Genomic DNA, 16,612 nt, shown 5'->3' with positions numbered 1-16,612 from the left:
ATGAAGCCTCACTGGGGCGTGCGGGTGCTGCCTCCGGCACGTTCGACAACTCCGGCATTGTGCTGGAAATGGCGCGCCTGCGTGCCCGCCGTGCCAAGCTGCTCGGCTACGACACGCATGCGGATTACGTCATTGCCAAGGAGACGGCAACCACCGCAGAGGCTGCTCGGAAGCTCATTGCAGACCTGGCGCCAGCTGCCATTGCCAATGCTGAAGGCGAGTACAAGCGGGTCGCTGATCTGGCTGGCGGTGAGACGGTCACGGGCGCTGACTGGCCGTATTGGGAGCGCCGTCGTAAAGCGGAAGAATTCGCAGTCGACACGGAGGAACTCAAGAACTACTTCGAGCTGCACCGTGTCATCGAAGACGGCGTGTTCTACGCTGCCCGCAAGCTCTACGGCATCGAGGTAGTCAAGCGCGAGGACCTGCAGGGATACGCGCCGGGCACGACCGTGTGGGAGGTACGCCAGGGCGGAGGCGAGACCATCGGCCTGATTATTACGGACTACTTCTCGCGCCCGACTAAGCGCGGTGGTGCATGGATGAGCTCGTTTAGGGACCAGTCCCGTCTGCTGGGGCGCCTGCCAGTCGTGGTCAACGTGATGAACATCGCCGAAACCGAGCCGGGAACCCCGGTGCTACTGACGCTCGACGAGGTCACCACTGCTTTCCACGAGTTCGGGCACGCCCTCCACGGTCTGCTTTCCGACGTCACGTACCCGACCTTCTCGGGCACTAACGTCCCGCGCGACTTCGTGGAATTCCCCTCCCAGATTAACGAGAACTGGGCACTTGAGCCATCCATTCTGGCCAATTACGCCGTCCACGTTCGTACCGGTGAGCCGATCCCGGCCGAGCTAGTCGAGTCTGTGAAGAAGGCCCGCACCGCTGGTGAGGGATTCGCCACGGTTGAGTACCTCGCCGCGTGCGCCATCGATCTGGCCTGGCACAGCCTCACCGAGGAGGAAGCAGCTCAGGTCACTGATGTTGATGCCTTCGAAGCGGAAGCACTCGCTGAACTCGGCCTCGACGTTCCCCACCTGGCTCCGCGTTACCGCTCCCGCTACTTCAACCACATCTTCGCCGGCGGTTACTCGGCGGGCTATTACTCCTACCTGTGGGCAGAGGTGCTCGACGCGGACGGTTTCGGTTGGTTCACCGACAACGGCGGTGCCACAATCAGCGGCGGCAGCCACTTCCGCGAGGAGATTCTCTCCCGTGGTGGCGCCATCGACTTCATGGCCGCCTACCGTGCCTTCCGAGGTCGCGATAAGGACATCCAGCCGCTCCTCGAACGCCGCGGGCTGTCGGGCACTGATGCCTAGCTTCACGCTTTACGACGAGCCCCGCGACCGCCGCCCACTGGTTATTCCGGTCACCGGCAGGGTAGGTTGACACTCATGGCAGAAGCATTCGACAGAGTAGGGCAGTGGCTTATCCAATTGCCACTGCTTGCGCAGGTCAGCGTGCTATGCGTGGTTCTCCTGGTAGTCGGAGGGTTTCTTGCTTTCGTTCTCGTTGGCGCAATCGATGTTGTCAGCGGACGTCTGTGGCAGAGGTCGGTGCATCGGCGGGAGCGTTCGCAGGAGCGTCGAGGAGCGGGCAGCGAGAGCTAGCCGAAGAGGTAGTGGCCTTGCGGATAGCTCACCGAGAGACCCGATGAATTGAGCTGGGAGAAGCCCCCTTTAAGTGTTGGGTCGCTATCGCTGCCCTAAGGTATGTCTTAAAGTATTAGGAAATTTGCCCAACAGGCTAGAGTTGGGTAGTTCGCAAATATTTCGCAGTAGGGAGCTGAGTTAGCATGCATCGGTCGAGGCACTCGAAGGTCCTACTTGCCCTAATCGTTTTGCTTCTTCTCATCCTCATCGCTGGTGCAGTCACCGATTTCCAGTTTTAGCCTCGGTTTTAGTGCCGGGCATATAACCTGAAAGATCGGTGAACAGCAAAAATGAGGGATTAGTCGCTCACGAACCAATTAACGCTTGAATCCGGGGAAGCGAGGCAGGTCCTCGACAAGCACGGCCTTGCCCTCGGCATCGGTTAGCGGAATGCACCAGTTCGGGTACTGGTCGTGGCTCGTGCCCGGCTGGTTCTGAGTACGACGATCGCCGACCATGTCCACCAAGGCCTCACACTTCAGCGCGGATGGCGTCTGGTCGAGGAAGCGGTGCAGCCCCGTGACCAGTGCGTCAATTGGTGGCAGATTATCGCGGGTAAGGGAATGAACATCCATGTCCGCCGCAGCCGTGTCACCAAAGCAGCCGGCTTCCTTGGCCGCACCCAAAACCTTTCGAATCCACTCGAAGTCCCGGCGGTCTTCCTCCGCGACGTCGGAAAGCAATAGTCTCAGGCGTTCCCGTAGCTTGATGTGCTCGCCTGCGAGGTAGCCTGCCGTCGGCGGCAGATCGTGCGTGGTGACGGAGGACAGGCACAGGCTGCGGTAAGCGCTTGGTGGTTTCGGCTGGTCGCCCTCGGATTCAAACCACACGATCGAGGTGCCCATGATGCCCCGCGAGGCCAGGTAGTCCTGCACCCACGGCTCGAAAGTGCCCAGGTCTTCGCCTACGACGACGGCCCCAGCGAGCTCGGCCTCAAGTGCGAGAATGCCGACCATTGCCTCGTGGTCGAAGTACAGGTAGGTGCCATTGACGGGGGACTCCATCCGCGGCATGACCCAGAGGCGGAACATACCCAGCACGTGGTCAACACGAATGCCACCTGCGTGGCGAAGGATTGTGCGCAGCATGTCGCGCCAGGGGCGGTAGCCGGCCTCGGCTAGCTTGTGCGGGTTCCACGGCGGCTGCGACCAGTCTTGGCCGCGCTGGTTAAAACCGTCTGGCGGTGCGCCAACAGAGATAGCAGGAGCGAGCCAATCCGCAAGGTTCTCGGCATCCGCGCCGCCAGGGTGCACGCCGACGGCAAGGTCGGCCATGATGCCGATGCGCATACCCGCATCCAGGGCTGCCTCTTGTGCCTGGCCGAGCTGCTGATCGAGAATCCACTGCACCCAGAGGTGGAACTGGAAGATTTCCTCCCGCAGAGATTCGACACTGGCGTGGTTACCCAACGGTGGAACCAACTCGATATCGTTCTCGGTTACGGCACCAGAATCGGAAGTGGCAGCGCGTGCAGCATCGCGGGCAGCAGCGCGATCCGCGAGCTCGCGCTCGGTGCACCACGACGCGTAGTCGTATATGCCACGGCCCTCGGCCTCCAGCCAACGGTCAAATTCCGCCTGGCGTGCGCTGGACAGGGGGATCTTGTGAATTGCCCGCAATACCTTGAGCTTTGCAGCGTAGATGGGGTTGCGGTCAATCTCATCAGGGCTGTGATTGAGCTGGTGGAAAGAGTTCGCTAGCGCACGGGCTTCATCGGCCTCGTCCTTGTCCAGGTACCCGAACTCGTCGATAAGCTCTGGGCGCGCGTACAGCGGATTGACATAGCGGCGCGTGGTGGGCAGGTACGGCGAGTCTTCTACCGGAGGCAGTGGCTCTGCGGCGTGCAACGGATTGATGAGGACGAAATCAGAGCCCGCGTGCTCTGCACTGACCTGTGCCAAGTCGCCGAGGGTAGCGAAATCGCCAATACCCCAGCTGCGGCTGGAGCGTACCGAGTACAGCTGTGCCATGACACCATGCGCAGGATTCTGCACGTACTTGTCGGCAGTGGCGAGACGGTTGGGGGTTACGGCCACATCGCACTCAGCGACGTTGTCATCGTTGACTGCGCGCAAGCGATGCCAACCAAGTGGCAGATCCTCTGGAATTGCGAAGGCGGCTTCACCCATCAACACATCGCCGACCTGGCGTGGCGGTACCAAGTGGTGCACCTGAGCGCAGGGCCATTCTGCGCCGTCCTCCAGTTTCACAGTCACGCTGACATTGCTGCCGTGCGGTACGTGAACCAGAACTCGGTGGAAGATGCCCTGGCGGGTAACTACCACGGGCGGGAGAAGGCGAGACCACTGCGTGTCTGCCCACTCACGACGGGCGTCGTTGATGTCGGCATCGCTGGGATCTGGGCCCAGATCGATGTCGAGAGCAGCGAGAGTTTTTAGCACTGTCTCACGAGAGACGTGCACGAGTTGGCCCTCGGTGGAGTAGTAGGAAACCCCAACTCCGACATCTTTAGCGAGGTCGGCGAGTGGAGAGGAAAGGGGAGGATTGGAAGCTGCCTGTGTCACCCTTTCCATCATGCCAGTTTAGAAAAACTTTGCCAGTAGTAAGGTAAATCACTTCGTTATCGAAATATTTACTGAAATCACAACGGCGCAGGGTTTGATGTTCTAAGTTGATTCCTAACGAAACCAACGACGGACAGAACTACCGAAAGTAGGGGTTTGTAACTCGATGCGTGAATATACTACCGAGGCGAAATACGTCATCGGCGAGGACGAAACGATTATTACCTCGCTGCAGGAGCTGGTGCAGAAGCGCCCGAAGCTGGTGCTTTTCACTCGCCCCAAGAACTTTGAGTGGGTAAATGTCACTGCTCAGGAGTTCTATGACGAGGCAAAGGGCGTCGCTAAGGGGCTAATTGCCAACGGTGTTCAGCCGGGCGACCGCGTAGCGCTGCTCAGTGAGACTCGCTACGAGTGGAACCTGATCAATACCGCTATCTGGATGGCAGGCGCTGCTGTTGTCCCGATTTACGGCTCTTCTTCGTCTGGCCAGATTCGTTGGATTATTGAAAACTCCGGTGCTGTTTTCGCATTTACCGAGTCGCGTGAGCACACCGACCGCATGAAGCCTCTGCTGGTCGAAAAGGGCACCGAGAACCCGGAGGGCGAGTCTCAGCTGCGTCGTGTACTGGAGATTAACGCTTCCGCTACTGACACCATTAGCTACGAAGGCCGTGACATTGACGGCGACGAGGTCGAGCGCCGCATCAAGGACACCAAGGCCGACGACCTGGCAACCGTGATTTACACCTCCGGTACCACTGGTCGTCCGAAGGGCTGCGTGCTCCTGCACAGCAACTGGCTGGCGGAGGCCCGCGCCATCCTCACCAACGAGATTGGCCTGATTGCCCGTCCGGGGAACCGCATTCTGACCTTCCTGCCGTTGGCGCACGTGTTGGCTCACGCAGTGTCCCTGGCTTCGATGATTTCCGGTGCTACCCAGTCTCACTGGGCTGATACCAAGACCGTCACCCTGGAGTTCCAGCGTTCCCGTCCGCACATGATTCTCGGTGTGCCGCGCGTGTTCGAGAAGGTTCGTGACTCCGCCTACGCCTCCGCTAAGGAGAAGGGCGCATTCGGCCTGGCCATGTTCGAGCGTGCTGAGGCCACCGCCATCGAGTACTCCAAGGCACTGGATACTCCGGCAGGTCCGTCGCGTGTCTTGAAGCTGCGTCGCCAGCTCTACGATCGCCTGCTGTTCTCGAAAATTCGCGCAGCTATGGGTGAGGCCGTGCAGTACACCATTTCCGGTGGTTCGGCTCTGTCCTCTGACCTCGGGCACTTCTTCCGTGGTCTCGGTGTGCCTGTCTACGAAGGCTACGGTCTGACTGAGTCCACGGCTGCCGTCACCGTGAACAACCCGAGCGAGCAGATTATTGGTACCGTTGGTCGTCCGGTCGGTGGTTGCTCCGCCGCTATCGCTGATGACGGCGAAGTTCTGCTCCGTGGTCCGGTTGTGTTCGACCGCTACTGGAAGAACGAAGAGGCAACCAAGGAAGCCTTCATCGACGGCGAATGGTTTAAGACTGGTGACCTCGGTGAGCTGACCGAAGAAGGCCACCTGAAGATCACCGGCCGCAAGAAGGACCTCATTGTCACCGCTGGTGGTAAGAATGTCGCGCCGGGCCCGATGGAAGACCGCATGCGTGCGCACCCGCTGGTGTCCCAGGCAGTCGTCATCGGCGATGGTCGTCCGTTCGTCTCCGTGTTGGTCACTCTCGATGAGGAGGCACTGGAGAAGTGGAAGATTGAGCACTCCGTCCCCGAGCACACCTCGATCCGTGAACTCGCTGCCTCCAGCGCAGTTTTGCGCGCCGAGATTCAGGACGCCGTCAACTCCGCTAACGAGCTGGTTTCTCACGCAGAGGCCATTAAGAAGTTCCATATTCTGGACAGTGACTTCACCGAGGAAAGCGGCGAGCTGACCCCGACCATGAAGGTCAAGCGCAACATTGTCATGGACAACTACTCGCGTGACATTGAGGCTCTCTACCAGCGTTAATTCACGGTCTACCCGCTGCCGATAGAAAACGGCAGCGTGTTGTTACCGCGCTAGCGCCCCTCACCCCATTAAGGTGAGGGGCGCTAGAAATTTTTAAGGAGTTTTCAGTTTTCGAAAGTCGGCATTCGTCAATGTTCGTCGATATTCGAAAGCGGAAGACTGCAATGATGTCACCGGCGCCGAAGATGTCGTGGGAGGGCGGGCAATGATTAACCACTTCGATGCTCGGCTACGCCTGCGCGAAGTGACCCAAGAGCTCTACGACATTGGTGACGAAGTTGCCGAACACATCGAGCACCTTGCTCAGGCGGTTGCTGATGTAGATCGTGAGCTGGTGGACGAATGTGTCCTCGAGCTCGCTGACATCGTCGACGAGGCCGTTGAGGACTGCCGCCCTCTGATTGGTGAGCTTGATGGTCTACGCCAAGCGTTTACCTCCGGCATTCGCTCGGGGCGCATCGGTACTCTTTCCTCCGCTTCGACACCGCGGCGACACCCACATCCGGCACCGAAGTCGCCGGATGTGCAGTCACTGTCGCTCATTTCGGCTCCTTTGAAGCATCCGGTTGCAGTCCCTACGGTCACGCAGGCAATGATTGCTCGCTCCGATGCCGTGGCTTCTTACCTGGAGGAACTCGCCGACTGGGTTTCCGCCGAAAACATCCGAGGCGTGGAAAAGCTCGGTAGTGTGGTGCTTCCGCAGCTTTACGCACAGTCTGGCCGCCGTGCACTGTCCGCTGCCGCCGCTTGGTGTGTTGCTGTTCCCGAGACTCATCCGGCAGTTGCCAATGCGCTGCGCGGCCGTAGGCCTCCGGAGTTCCTGATGGAACGTGCCCGCATCGATGAAATTGTCCGCCGCGTCAAGCAACGTCGAGCCAAGGAGCATGCGTGAGCGAAGCCTCCGCACACACCGATTCCTTCGGTGTCTACTTACACGTCCCATTCTGTGCCACCCGTTGTGGCTACTGTGATTTCAACACGTACACGCCAGGTCAGCTGGGCAGTGGTGCAACGCAGGGAGACTACCTCGATGCCATCGTGGCTGAGCTCGAGATGGCCGTCGTAAAGCACCCCGAACTAGCGCGTGGCGCCGATACCGTATTCGTCGGCGGTGGTACGCCGTCGATGTTGGGGGCGAGTGGTCTTCGTCGCCTGCTCGACGGTGTGCGCAACAGCTTTGGGCTTGCCGACGACGCCGAGGTCACCACCGAGTCGAATCCCGAGTCGACCTCCCCGGAGTTTTTCGAAGGCTTGGCCGAGGCAGGGTTTACCCGGGTGAGTCTGGGCATGCAGTCGGCTGTGCCGCATGTGCTGGCCACTCTGGATCGTACGCACACGCCGGGGCGTCCTGCGGCGGCAGTGGCGGAGGCACGCGCGGCCGGCTTTGAGCACATCAACCTCGACGTTATCTATGGCACGCCAGGGGAGTCGATGGCGGATCTCGATACGACGTTGGAGGCGGTCCTGGCCACGGACGTCGATCATGTTTCGGCGTACTCACTGATCGTCGAGCCGGGTACTGCGATGGCGCGTAAGGTCCGTCGTGGTGAGCTGCCGATGCCTGACGACGACGATCTCGCCGACCGCTACGAGCGCATCGATGCCGCACTGAGTCAAGCCGGTTTCTCCTGGTACGAGGTGTCCAACTGGGCGAAACCGGGCGGCCAATGTCGTCACAATATGCTCTACTGGCGCGATGGAAATTGGTGGGGTGCGGGCCCCGGTGCACATTCGCACCTGGATGGCACGAGGTTTTACAACGTCAAGCATCCGGCTCGCTACGCGGCGACGATTTCCGGCGGAGAGTTGCCGATTAAGGATTCGGAAGGGCTGACTGCCGACGATCGGCACACTGAGAAGATTATGCTGGGCCTCCGCCTGGCCGAGGGCATCGATGCCAATCTGCTCGGTGAGGATGAGCTGGGCAAGGCACGTCGGCAAGCGGAAGCGGGCATGGTGGAGTTTGTTTCCGTCGATGGTGGCCAGCGGATTCAGCTGACCAATCGCGGTCGTTTGCTGGCCGACGCAATAATTGTTGACATCCTTAGTTAAACTATCCGCATGTCATCTCAGACGGATAAGCGCAGGCAGGAAGTTCTTCGGGCAATTGTCTCGGATTACGTAGCTTCCCAGGAGCCAGTCGGCTCGAAGGCTCTGGTGGAGCGCCACAATCTGGGTGTGTCCTCGGCGACCATTAGAAATGACATGGCGGTGCTGGAGGCCGAGGGGTATATCCAGCAGGAACATGCATCGTCCGGACGTATCCCAACTGAGAAGGGCTACCGCCTTTTTGTGGACAATCTTTCGCAGATTAAGCCGCTGTCCAGGGCTGAGCGCCGAGCTATCCTCGAGTTCCTCGAAGGCGGCGTCGATTTGGAGGATGTGCTGCGCCGCAGTGTGCAGCTGCTGGCCCAGCTAACCCGCCAGGTCGCAGTGGTGCAGGTGCCGACGCTGGAGGTCTCCCGCGTCCGGCACTGCGAGGTCGTCCAGCTCGCCGACGCGCGATTGTTGCTGGTAGTCATCACTGACACCGGACGCGTGGAGCAGCGCAATGTTGAACTGCCAGCACCGATGGATCCCGATCTCGTGCCGCTCTTGCGCGAGCATTTCAACCGCGCGATGTCGGGGCACACGCTTGCCGACGCGTCGATTGCGATTTCCGATCTTGCAGCTAACGCCCCGCGTGATTTGCGGGATGTGCTTATTCGCTGCTCGACGGTGCTGGTGGAGTCGTTGATTGAGAAGCCGAATGACAGACTCATCCTGGCCGGGGCATCGAATTTGACCCGTGGTAATATGGCCGGTCGCTTACCTTCTACGTTGCCCATGGTTCTTGAAGCTCTCGAAGAACAGGTGGTCGTGCTGAAACTGCTGTCGGCCGCGCAGGATTTGCACCACGTTCGCGTTTCCATCGGTGAGGAAAACGAGGACGAGGAGCTGCGCGCTACCTCAGTTGTTTCAACTGGCTATGGCACCGGCACCGAAATTTTGGGTGGCATGGGCGTAGTTGGCCCCACATTTATGGATTATCCGGGAACAATTTCCTCGGTTGCTGCTGTTGCACAGTACGTTGGCCGGGTATTGAAAGGAAGTAGCTAAAGTTGGCACGCGACTATTACGGCATCCTCGGAGTGGAGAAGGACGCTACGGACGCTGAGATTAAGAAGGCGTACCGAAAGCTGGCGCTCAAGTACCACCCAGACCGTAATCCGGGTGATGAAGAAGCTGCGGAGAAGTTCCGTGAGGCATCTGAGGCGAACGAGGTCCTGCTGGATCCTGAAAAGCGCCGGATTGTGGATATGGGAGGAGATCCTCTCAATCCGCAGGGCGGTATGCCAGGCGGTGGCTTCGGCGGTTTCGGCGGCGGCGGAGTCGGCGATATCTTCGAAGCATTCTTCGGCGGTGCGGGCGGTACCCGCCAGCGCCGCTCGCGTGTACAGCCAGGTGCAGATGCGCTGCTGCGTATTTCGCTGGGCCTCGATGAGGCATTCACCGGTGTCCGCAAGCCCATCACGGTGGACACCGCGGTGCTGTGTGAGCAGTGCGAGGGAACTGGCTCGAAGTCCAAATCCAAGCCGAAGATGTGTACCAGCTGTGATGGCACTGGCGAGATTCAGCAGGTCCAGCGTTCCTTCCTGGGCAATGTGATGACCTCGCGGCCGTGCCCGACTTGTGAGGGCACCGGCGAGATCATCCCCGATCCGTGTAACAACTGTGGCGGTGACGGTCGCGTGCGCGCTCGCCGTGACCTGACCGTGAATGTCCCAGCAGGTATCTCTGATGGGATGCGTATTCGTATGGCCGGTCAGGGCGAGGTCGGTCCGGGCGGTGGCCCGGCGGGTGATCTCTACGTGGAAGTTGCCATGGACCCACACCCGGTATTCGAGCGCGAGGGTGATGACCTGCACTTTAACGTTCAGGTTCCAATGGCCGATGCTGCACTTGGCACCGAGTTTGAGGTCGACGACCTGCTCGGCGAGCCAATGACCATCAAGGTTGATTCGGGCACCCAGCCGGCAGAGCAGATTCGTCTGTCGGGCAAGGGCATGCCGCATCTGCGCGGCGAGGGCAACGGTGACGTGGTTGCCCACGTCGATGTCACGGTGCCGACGAAGCTGGACCGCAAGTCCCGTGAACTGTTGGAGAAGCTCCGCGACCACCGCGATGATGATGCCAAGGTGGCTAATTCCAGCGAGCGACACGGATTCTTCTCCCGTTTCCGTCGCCGTTGAACACGCCATCCCCCCCATAGCCCCACAGTGAGTGTGAAGCACGCATGAGTTTGCCCGTATTCCTCGGTGATTTCGCCGAGCTGCCGCACCCGGAGGAAATCATTCGGATCCTCGGGCCTGAGGCAAAGCACATCAGCGTTCGCAGGTTGAAGGAAGGCTCGGAGATTCTCCTGGCCAATGGCGCGGACATGGTGGTGCGGGCACAGCTTATGCATGTTGACCCGCGCGAGGTTCACGTCCGCGTAATCGCTGCCGAGAAGCGTGCACGTCCAACGCCGCACGTCACGGTAGTGCAGGCGTTGCCGAAGTCGGATCGTGCCGAGCTCGCTGTTGACTTGATGACCGAGGCTGGGGTTGACGAGATTATCCCGTGGGCGGCAGTGAACTGTGTGGCCCGTTGGCAGGGTGCAGCAAAGGTCACCAAGGCGCGCGCAAAGTGGCAGTCGGCTGCACGCGAGGCAGCGAAGCAGTCTCGCCGTGCATGGATTCCGCCGGTTGCAGATCTGCATAGCTCCGCTGATATCGAGCAACTCATCCGGGAAACTACGTCAGCAGGTGGTGCGGCAGCAGTTTTGCACGAGGAGGAAACAACTCCATTCGTGGACTTCGCCGCACAAACAGCAAACGCTGACAAGGTTCTTTTCATCGTCGGCCCAGAAGGGGGAGTGAGCCCCGAGGAACTCGAGGCCTTCCGCGCCGCCGGCGCGAGTTCGGTGGTGCTCGGCCCGACGGTTCTCCGTAGCGCCCTGGCTGGAGCTGCTGCTCTCAGTGCGCTGGGCCCGCTGACGAAGCGGTGGGGCGGCACGCCCAAGAGTGGTCAGTAGGATAGACGCATAATGACAAAATATTCAGTAACTGCTCGTACCACGGCCGTCGTCGAGCTCGATGATAATCTCGCGCCGATTGTGGTCGGTCACGCGGATCAGAATCTCCGTCTGCTGGAATCCCTACTGGCAGCGGATATTCATGTCCGCGGCGGGGTTGTAACAATCAAGGGTGCGCCGGCGGATGTCTCTTTGGCTGTCCGCGCATTCAAGGAGCTTGAGGCAATGGCCCGTCGTGGCCATGAGCTCTCCCCGGAATCAGTGCGGCACGCGGTGGGCATCGTCGATCGCGGTGAAAAGTCCGCCAGTGAGGTGCTCGGTGGCGGAATTGTGACGCACCGCGGCAAGACCGTGCGTCCGAAGACCGAGGGGCAGAAGAACTATGTCGATGCCATCGACCGCTTCAACGTTGTGTTCGGCATTGGCCCCGCCGGTACTGGCAAGACCTTCCTGGCTATGGCAAAGGCTGTTGCCGCACTGAAGGATAAGCAGGTTGAGCGCATTATTCTGACTCGTCCGGCGGTGGAGGCCGGGGAGAACCTGGGCTTTTTGCCGGGTACTTTGCACGAGAAGATTGACCCCTACCTGCGCCCGCTGCACGATGCGATGCGCGAGATGCTTGAACCGGAGCTAATTCCAAAGCTGATGGAAACCGGGGTAGTGGAGGTTGCACCACTGGCTTATATGCGTGGTCGCACCTTGAACAATGCGTTCATCATTCTCGATGAGGCGCAGAACACCACTCCAGCACAGATGAAGATGTTCCTCACGCGTTTGGGCTTCGGATCGAAGATGGTCATCACAGGTGATGCCAGCCAGGTTGACCTGCCCCGTGGGCAGAAGTCCGGTCTGGCAGTTGCCCGTGAGGTGTTGCGTGGCGTGCCGGGAATCGCGTTTCCGGCGTTGGCCGCGGCCGATGTGGTGCGAAACCCCTTGGTCACCGCAATTGTCGAGGCCTACGATGACTACGATGCCTATAACGAGGGCATTGCGCAGGGCGCCGAGTCCTCACCCAAGCGACAGTCCGCCACCAAGCGATAAAGGACGCTGAAATTACATGAGCATTGAAGTTTTCAACGAGTCCGGTCAGGGCGTCAATGAAGAATCGCTTATCGACGTTGCCCGTTATGCGTTGGGTCGCCTGGACGTGCATCCGGCAGCTGAGCTGAGCATTCACATTGTCGACTTGAAGACGATTGAAGATCTCCACGTGCGCTGGCTGGACCTGCCGGGGCCGACGGATGTGATGAGCTTCCCGATGGATGAGCTCACTCCCGGCTCTGGTCGCCCCGATGCTGCCAGCCCAGGACCTGCCATGCTTGGCGACATCGTGTTGTGCCCCGAGTTCGCTGCGGGCCAGGCTGAGCGCGCAGGCCACCCTCTGAGCCACGAGCTGGTGCTGCTCACCGTGCATGGTGTGCTGCACCTGTTGGGCTATGACCACGTCACTGCTGAGGAAGAGCGCCAGATGTTCTCCCTGCAGAATGGTCTGTTGGCGGACTGGTACGACGACATCGATCGTCGTGGTGTCAGTTTTTCCGAAAAACCGATTAACCCCAATGCGTTCCCGGAACGTTCTAACGAGCGATGATCACTTTGATAATTGTCGCCGTTGTGGCGATGATCTGCGCTGGCGGACTTAACACAGTCGAAACTGCGGTCGCAGGCATTTCCCGTGCACGCGTGGCTGAGCTGCAGCGTGACGAGGTCGCGGGTGCTAATGCGCTTCTCAAGGTCGTAGAAAATCGCGCTCGGCACGTCAATGTGCTGGTGATTTTGCGGACGCTGTGCGAGTCAATCGGTGCAGTGACGCTGGCGGCGGTCTGTCTCAAGCTTTTCGAGCCGGAACGCTGGGCCATTGTGGCTGCAGTGGTGTTGTTGGCTCTGTTCACCTTCCTGGTCCTCGGGGTGTTTTCCCGCACGATGGGTCGGAAGAATCCGTACTCGATTTCCCTCGCCACCGCGGTCGTTCTGAGTTTTATGGCCAAGGTGTTGGGGCCACTGGAAAAGTTGCTGATTTGGTTCGGCAACATCATCACCCCTGGTGGTGGCTTCCGCGATGGCCCGTTCGCCACTGAAGTCGAGTTGCGCGAGATGGTCGATATCGCCCAGGAGCGCGGCATTGTGGAGCACGATGAGCGCCGCATGATTCAGTCTGTGTTCGATCTCGCGGAAACGTCGGCACGCGTTGTTATGGTTCCGCGCCCAGAGATGGTGTGGATTGAGGCGGATAAGCACTGTGGTCAGGCAGTGGCCCTATGCGTGAAGTCGGGTCACTCGCGACTGCCGGTGATTGGCGAGAGCGTTGAGGACATCGTCGGCGTCATTTACTTGAAGGACATTGTCCAGCAGACGTACTCGCGTACTGATGGTGGCCGCGGTGTTCGCGTCTCCGAAGTCATGCGCGACTGCGTTTTTGTTCCCGACTCCAAGCCACTGGATGATCTGCTCGATGAAATGCAGCGCACCCGCAATCACATCGCCATTCTCATCGACGAATACGGATCGGTCGCCGGTCTTATCTCTATTGAGGACATCCTCGAGGAGATTGTCGGTGAGATTGCCGACGAATACGACGAGGCCGAGCAGGCCCCCATCGAACCACTGGGGGATGCCTCCTACCGCGTGCAGGCGCGCCTCAGCTTGGGCGAGCTCATAGAGCTTTACGACGAAGCCCACGGGCGCCAACTCGTCTTCGATGACGAGGTCACCGATGAGGTGGATACGGTCTCCGGTCTGTTGGCATATGAGCTTGGACGTGTGCCACTGCCCGGTTCGTACGTAGAATATGCAGGACTGAAGTTTACCGCCGAGGGCTCGCGTGACCGTCGTGGTCGTATGCGGGTACGCACTGTGGTGGTGGAGCCGACTGCGGAGTTTTACTCCGAGGAAGAAGATACTGATGGGCAATCTTGATGACATGCTGGCCAATGCTGGACTTGGCGGAGATGCTGATGATTACAGTGCGCCGGAGGGCTTTCGCTTTGGGTTCGTTTCCATTGTGGGGCGTCCGAATACCGGTAAGTCCACGCTGACCAATTCCCTGGTGGGCGAGAAGATCGCTATTACCGCTAACCAGCCGGAAACCACGCGTCATCCAGTCCGAGGTGTAGTCCACCGCGAGAACTGTCAGATCGTTGTCGTGGATACGCCAGGTCTGCACAAGCCACGCACGCTGCTCGGTGAGCGCCTGAATGACATGGTTCAGGAGACTTACTCCGATGTGGACTTGGTCGCGATGGTCGTGCCTGCCGACGAGAAAATTGGCCCCGGTGACCGCTGGATTTACGAGAACGTCTCCAAAGGTTGCAAGAACATCATGGGCATTGTGTCCAAGGTGGATAAGGTCTCGCGCGACACCATTATTGAGCGCCTTATCGAGCTGCAGGAGTTGCTCGGTCCGGATGCCGAGCTGGTGCCACTGTCGTCGAAGTCCGGCGAGAACATCAACACGCTGATTGATGTCATGGCTTCCCAGTTGCCGGAGGGACCGCGCTTGTACCCGAAGGGGCACATCACCGATGAGGATCTGCACACCCGGATGGCAGAGCTCATCCGCGAGGCGGCCCTCGGCGGTCTGCGCGATGAGTTGCCGCATTCCGTGGCAGTCCAGATCGATGAGGTGCTGCCAAACCAGGATCGCGAAGGCGTCCTGGATGTCCACGCCGTTATCTATGTCGAGCGTTCGGGGCAGAAGTCCATCCTCATGGGGCGCGACGGTCGACGCATGGGCATCACCATTCACAAGGCTCGTAAGGAACTCATTGCGCTGCTCGGTCAGAATGTTTACCTTGACCTGCGCGTGAAGGTGCTGAAGGACTGGCAGTCGGACCCGAAGCAGCTGGGCAAGTTGGGATTCTAAAAAGTTGGTCGAGCCGTATCGCGACCGTGCGCTGGTCGTACGCCGCTACGACCTCGGCGAAGCCGACCGCATCATCGTCCTTTTCACCCGCGACCACGGCCTAGTCCGCGGTGTCGCCAAAGGCGTGCGCCGCGCGAAGAGCCGCTTCGGCTCCCGCCTCTCACCATTCGTCGACGTGGATGTCAACATCTACCCACGCCGAGGACTGTCCACTATCGCAGGCGCAGATACCGTGCGCACGTGGGCAGCACCGCTTGTCGACGACTATGCGCGCTACACCTGTGCGTGTGCAGTCCTGGACGTCGCCGAACGCATTGTCGGCGAGGAGCAAGTGCCGGCTCCCGAATTGTGGGATCTCACCACCCAATCGCTCGACGACGTTGCGGCCGGTCGCCATCGCCCCGATTTGTTGCTGACCTCCTACATCCTGCGAGCAATGGCGCAGGCAGGTTGGCAGCCAAGCCTCTTTGAATGCGCAGGCTGCGGCAAAGCCGGCCCTCACCACGCGTTTTCTCCCGCACTGGGCGGAGCAGTGTGCACCAACTGCAGGCCACCGGGTGCAGATACTCCGCCGACCGAGGTTCTGCATCTGATGTGGCAGCTTGCTCATGAGCAATGGGCGGGCATCGATACGTCGTCAAGCGAATTCGAGGGACGAATGGCGACGGCGCGTACCCTAACGGCGAAGTACCTGCAGTACTACCTGGGCCGCCGGGTGCCGGCGCTGGAACATGTGGATGCTTTTTGGCAGTAAACGTCAGCGGTGGGGCACAATAGGAAGCGTGTTGAATCCTCCTGTACCGCAGCAATTCGTGCCCAATCACATCGCGCTCGTGATGGACGGCAATGGTAGATGGGCCGAACAGCGTGGGCTCAAACGCACCGAGGGGCACAAGCGTGGTGAGGCCGTGCTGATGGAGTGCGTCGATGCTTGTTTGGAGATGGGCGTCAAGCACCTGTCGGCTTACGCATTTTCCACTGAGAATTGGCGCCGTTCGGTCGATGAGGTCCGATTCCTAATGGGCTTTAATCGCGATGTGCTGCGCCGACGTCGTGATGAGCTGGATTCGAAGAACGTTCGCGTGCGTTGGGCAGGGCGTCGCCCGCGACTGTGGCGCTCGGTGATTAAGGAACTTGAGATTGCCGAGGAGCAGACGAAGGATAATGACGCGCTAACTCTGTATATGTGCGTCAACTACGGTGGTCGCGCTGAAATTGTTGATGCTGCTAGAGAGATTGCTCGTCAGGCAGCAGCGGGGGAGCTCAGCGAATATGACTTGACCGAGAAGTCTTTCGCACAGTTCCTGGATGAGCCGACTATGCCGGATGTTGATCTGTTCCTGCGTCCATCGGGCGAGCAGCGCACGTCCAACTTCTTAATCTGGCAGTCCGCCTATGCGGAGATGGTCTATCAGGACAAGCTTTTCCCGGATTTCGGTCGGGATGACATGCGCGCCGCAGTGGTGGAGTACGCCAAGCGCGACCGTAGGTTCGGCAAGGCCTAGAGCCGGT

The 16,612-nt window shown here is 59.8% G+C and carries 15 protein-coding genes; 14 read left to right on the top strand and 1 reads right to left on the bottom strand.

Going from position 1 to position 16,612, the window contains the following annotated elements; all coding sequences use genetic code 11:
• Both ADB02_RS02960 and ADB02_RS02955 read left to right on the top strand, forming a co-directional pair.
• On the top strand, positions 1 to 1,325 hold a 1,325-nt coding region (locus ADB02_RS02960; RefSeq protein WP_049189617.1), incomplete at its 5' end, for a M3 family metallopeptidase.
• A 75-nt stretch (positions 1,326 to 1,400) separates the two neighbouring features.
• Entirely contained in the window at positions 1,401 to 1,616 is a 216-nt protein-coding gene (locus ADB02_RS02955; protein ID WP_042388817.1) for a hypothetical protein, read from the top strand.
• Positions 1,617 to 1,975: 359 nt separating this feature from the next.
• On the opposite strand, the gene malQ is transcribed toward ADB02_RS02955, so the two are convergent.
• Entirely contained in the window at positions 1,976 to 4,195 is a 2,220-nt protein-coding gene (gene malQ / locus ADB02_RS02950; RefSeq protein ID WP_049189616.1) for a 4-alpha-glucanotransferase, read from the bottom strand.
• A gap of 154 nt (positions 4,196 to 4,349) precedes the next feature.
• Between malQ and ADB02_RS02945 the strand changes: the two genes are divergently transcribed.
• The 12 genes from ADB02_RS02945 to ADB02_RS02890 all read left to right on the top strand — a co-directional run bounded on the left by ADB02_RS02945 (position 4,350) and on the right by ADB02_RS02890 (position 16,605).
• Positions 4,350 to 6,182: an AMP-dependent synthetase/ligase gene (locus ADB02_RS02945; protein WP_016423122.1), complete on the top strand. Its 1,833-nt coding sequence runs from the start codon at positions 4,350 to 4,352 to the stop codon at positions 6,180 to 6,182.
• Between the two features lie 205 nt (positions 6,183 to 6,387).
• On the top strand, positions 6,388 to 7,074 hold the full coding sequence (locus ADB02_RS02940) for a hypothetical protein (RefSeq protein ID WP_049189615.1): 687 nt from the start codon (positions 6,388 to 6,390) through the stop codon (positions 7,072 to 7,074).
• Positions 7,071 to 8,234, top strand: coding sequence for a radical SAM family heme chaperone HemW (gene hemW / locus ADB02_RS02935; RefSeq protein WP_049189614.1), 1,164 nt, complete (start codon positions 7,071 to 7,073; stop codon positions 8,232 to 8,234). The genes ADB02_RS02940 and hemW overlap by 4 nt, the downstream gene beginning before the upstream one ends.
• Positions 8,235 to 8,243: 9 nt before the next feature.
• A complete protein-coding gene (gene hrcA / locus ADB02_RS02930) occupies positions 8,244 to 9,281 on the top strand; it encodes a heat-inducible transcriptional repressor HrcA (protein ID WP_016423119.1) in 1,038 nt (345 codons plus the stop codon).
• A gap of 2 nt (positions 9,282 to 9,283) precedes the next feature.
• Positions 9,284 to 10,414 carry a molecular chaperone DnaJ gene (dnaJ, locus tag ADB02_RS02925; protein ID WP_049189613.1) on the top strand — a complete coding sequence of 377 codons (1,131 nt, stop codon included), beginning with the start codon at positions 9,284 to 9,286 and terminating at the stop codon, positions 10,412 to 10,414.
• Positions 10,415 to 10,458: 44 nt separating this feature from the next.
• Positions 10,459 to 11,238 (top strand): 16S rRNA (uracil(1498)-N(3))-methyltransferase, encoded by a 780-nt coding sequence (locus ADB02_RS02920; RefSeq protein WP_049189612.1) that lies wholly within the window; start codon positions 10,459 to 10,461, stop codon positions 11,236 to 11,238.
• A gap of 12 nt (positions 11,239 to 11,250) precedes the next feature.
• Positions 11,251 to 12,279: a PhoH family protein gene (locus ADB02_RS02915; RefSeq protein ID WP_049189611.1), complete on the top strand. Its 1,029-nt coding sequence runs from the start codon at positions 11,251 to 11,253 to the stop codon at positions 12,277 to 12,279.
• Positions 12,280 to 12,295: 16 nt separating this feature from the next.
• Complete coding sequence (ybeY, locus tag ADB02_RS02910) at positions 12,296 to 12,829, top strand: rRNA maturation RNase YbeY (RefSeq protein ID WP_005511056.1); 534 nt, start codon at positions 12,296 to 12,298, stop codon at positions 12,827 to 12,829.
• Positions 12,826 to 14,154 carry a hemolysin family protein gene (locus ADB02_RS02905; protein ID WP_016423115.1) on the top strand — a complete coding sequence of 443 codons (1,329 nt, stop codon included), beginning with the start codon at positions 12,826 to 12,828 and terminating at the stop codon, positions 14,152 to 14,154. Before ybeY ends, ADB02_RS02905 begins: the two co-directional genes overlap by 4 nt.
• Positions 14,155 to 14,158: 4 nt before the next feature.
• Complete coding sequence (gene era, locus ADB02_RS02900; RefSeq protein ID WP_049189618.1) at positions 14,159 to 15,100, top strand: GTPase Era; 942 nt, start codon at positions 14,159 to 14,161, stop codon at positions 15,098 to 15,100.
• Between the two features lie 4 nt (positions 15,101 to 15,104).
• Complete coding sequence (gene recO, locus ADB02_RS02895) at positions 15,105 to 15,854, top strand: DNA repair protein RecO (protein ID WP_016423113.1); 750 nt, start codon at positions 15,105 to 15,107, stop codon at positions 15,852 to 15,854.
• On the top strand, positions 15,838 to 16,605 hold the full coding sequence (locus tag ADB02_RS02890) for an isoprenyl transferase (protein WP_049170724.1): 768 nt from the start codon (positions 15,838 to 15,840) through the stop codon (positions 16,603 to 16,605). Before recO ends, ADB02_RS02890 begins: the two co-directional genes overlap by 17 nt.
• The last annotated feature ends 7 nt before the right edge of the window (positions 16,606 to 16,612 follow it).

Source organism: Corynebacterium sp. 212_CJEI, from assembly GCF_001055915.1.
In the GTDB taxonomy this organism is placed as follows: Bacteria; Actinomycetota; Actinomycetes; order Mycobacteriales; family Mycobacteriaceae; genus Corynebacterium; species Corynebacterium jeikeium_D.
This window is presented reverse-complemented; position numbering and strand designations above follow the sequence as displayed.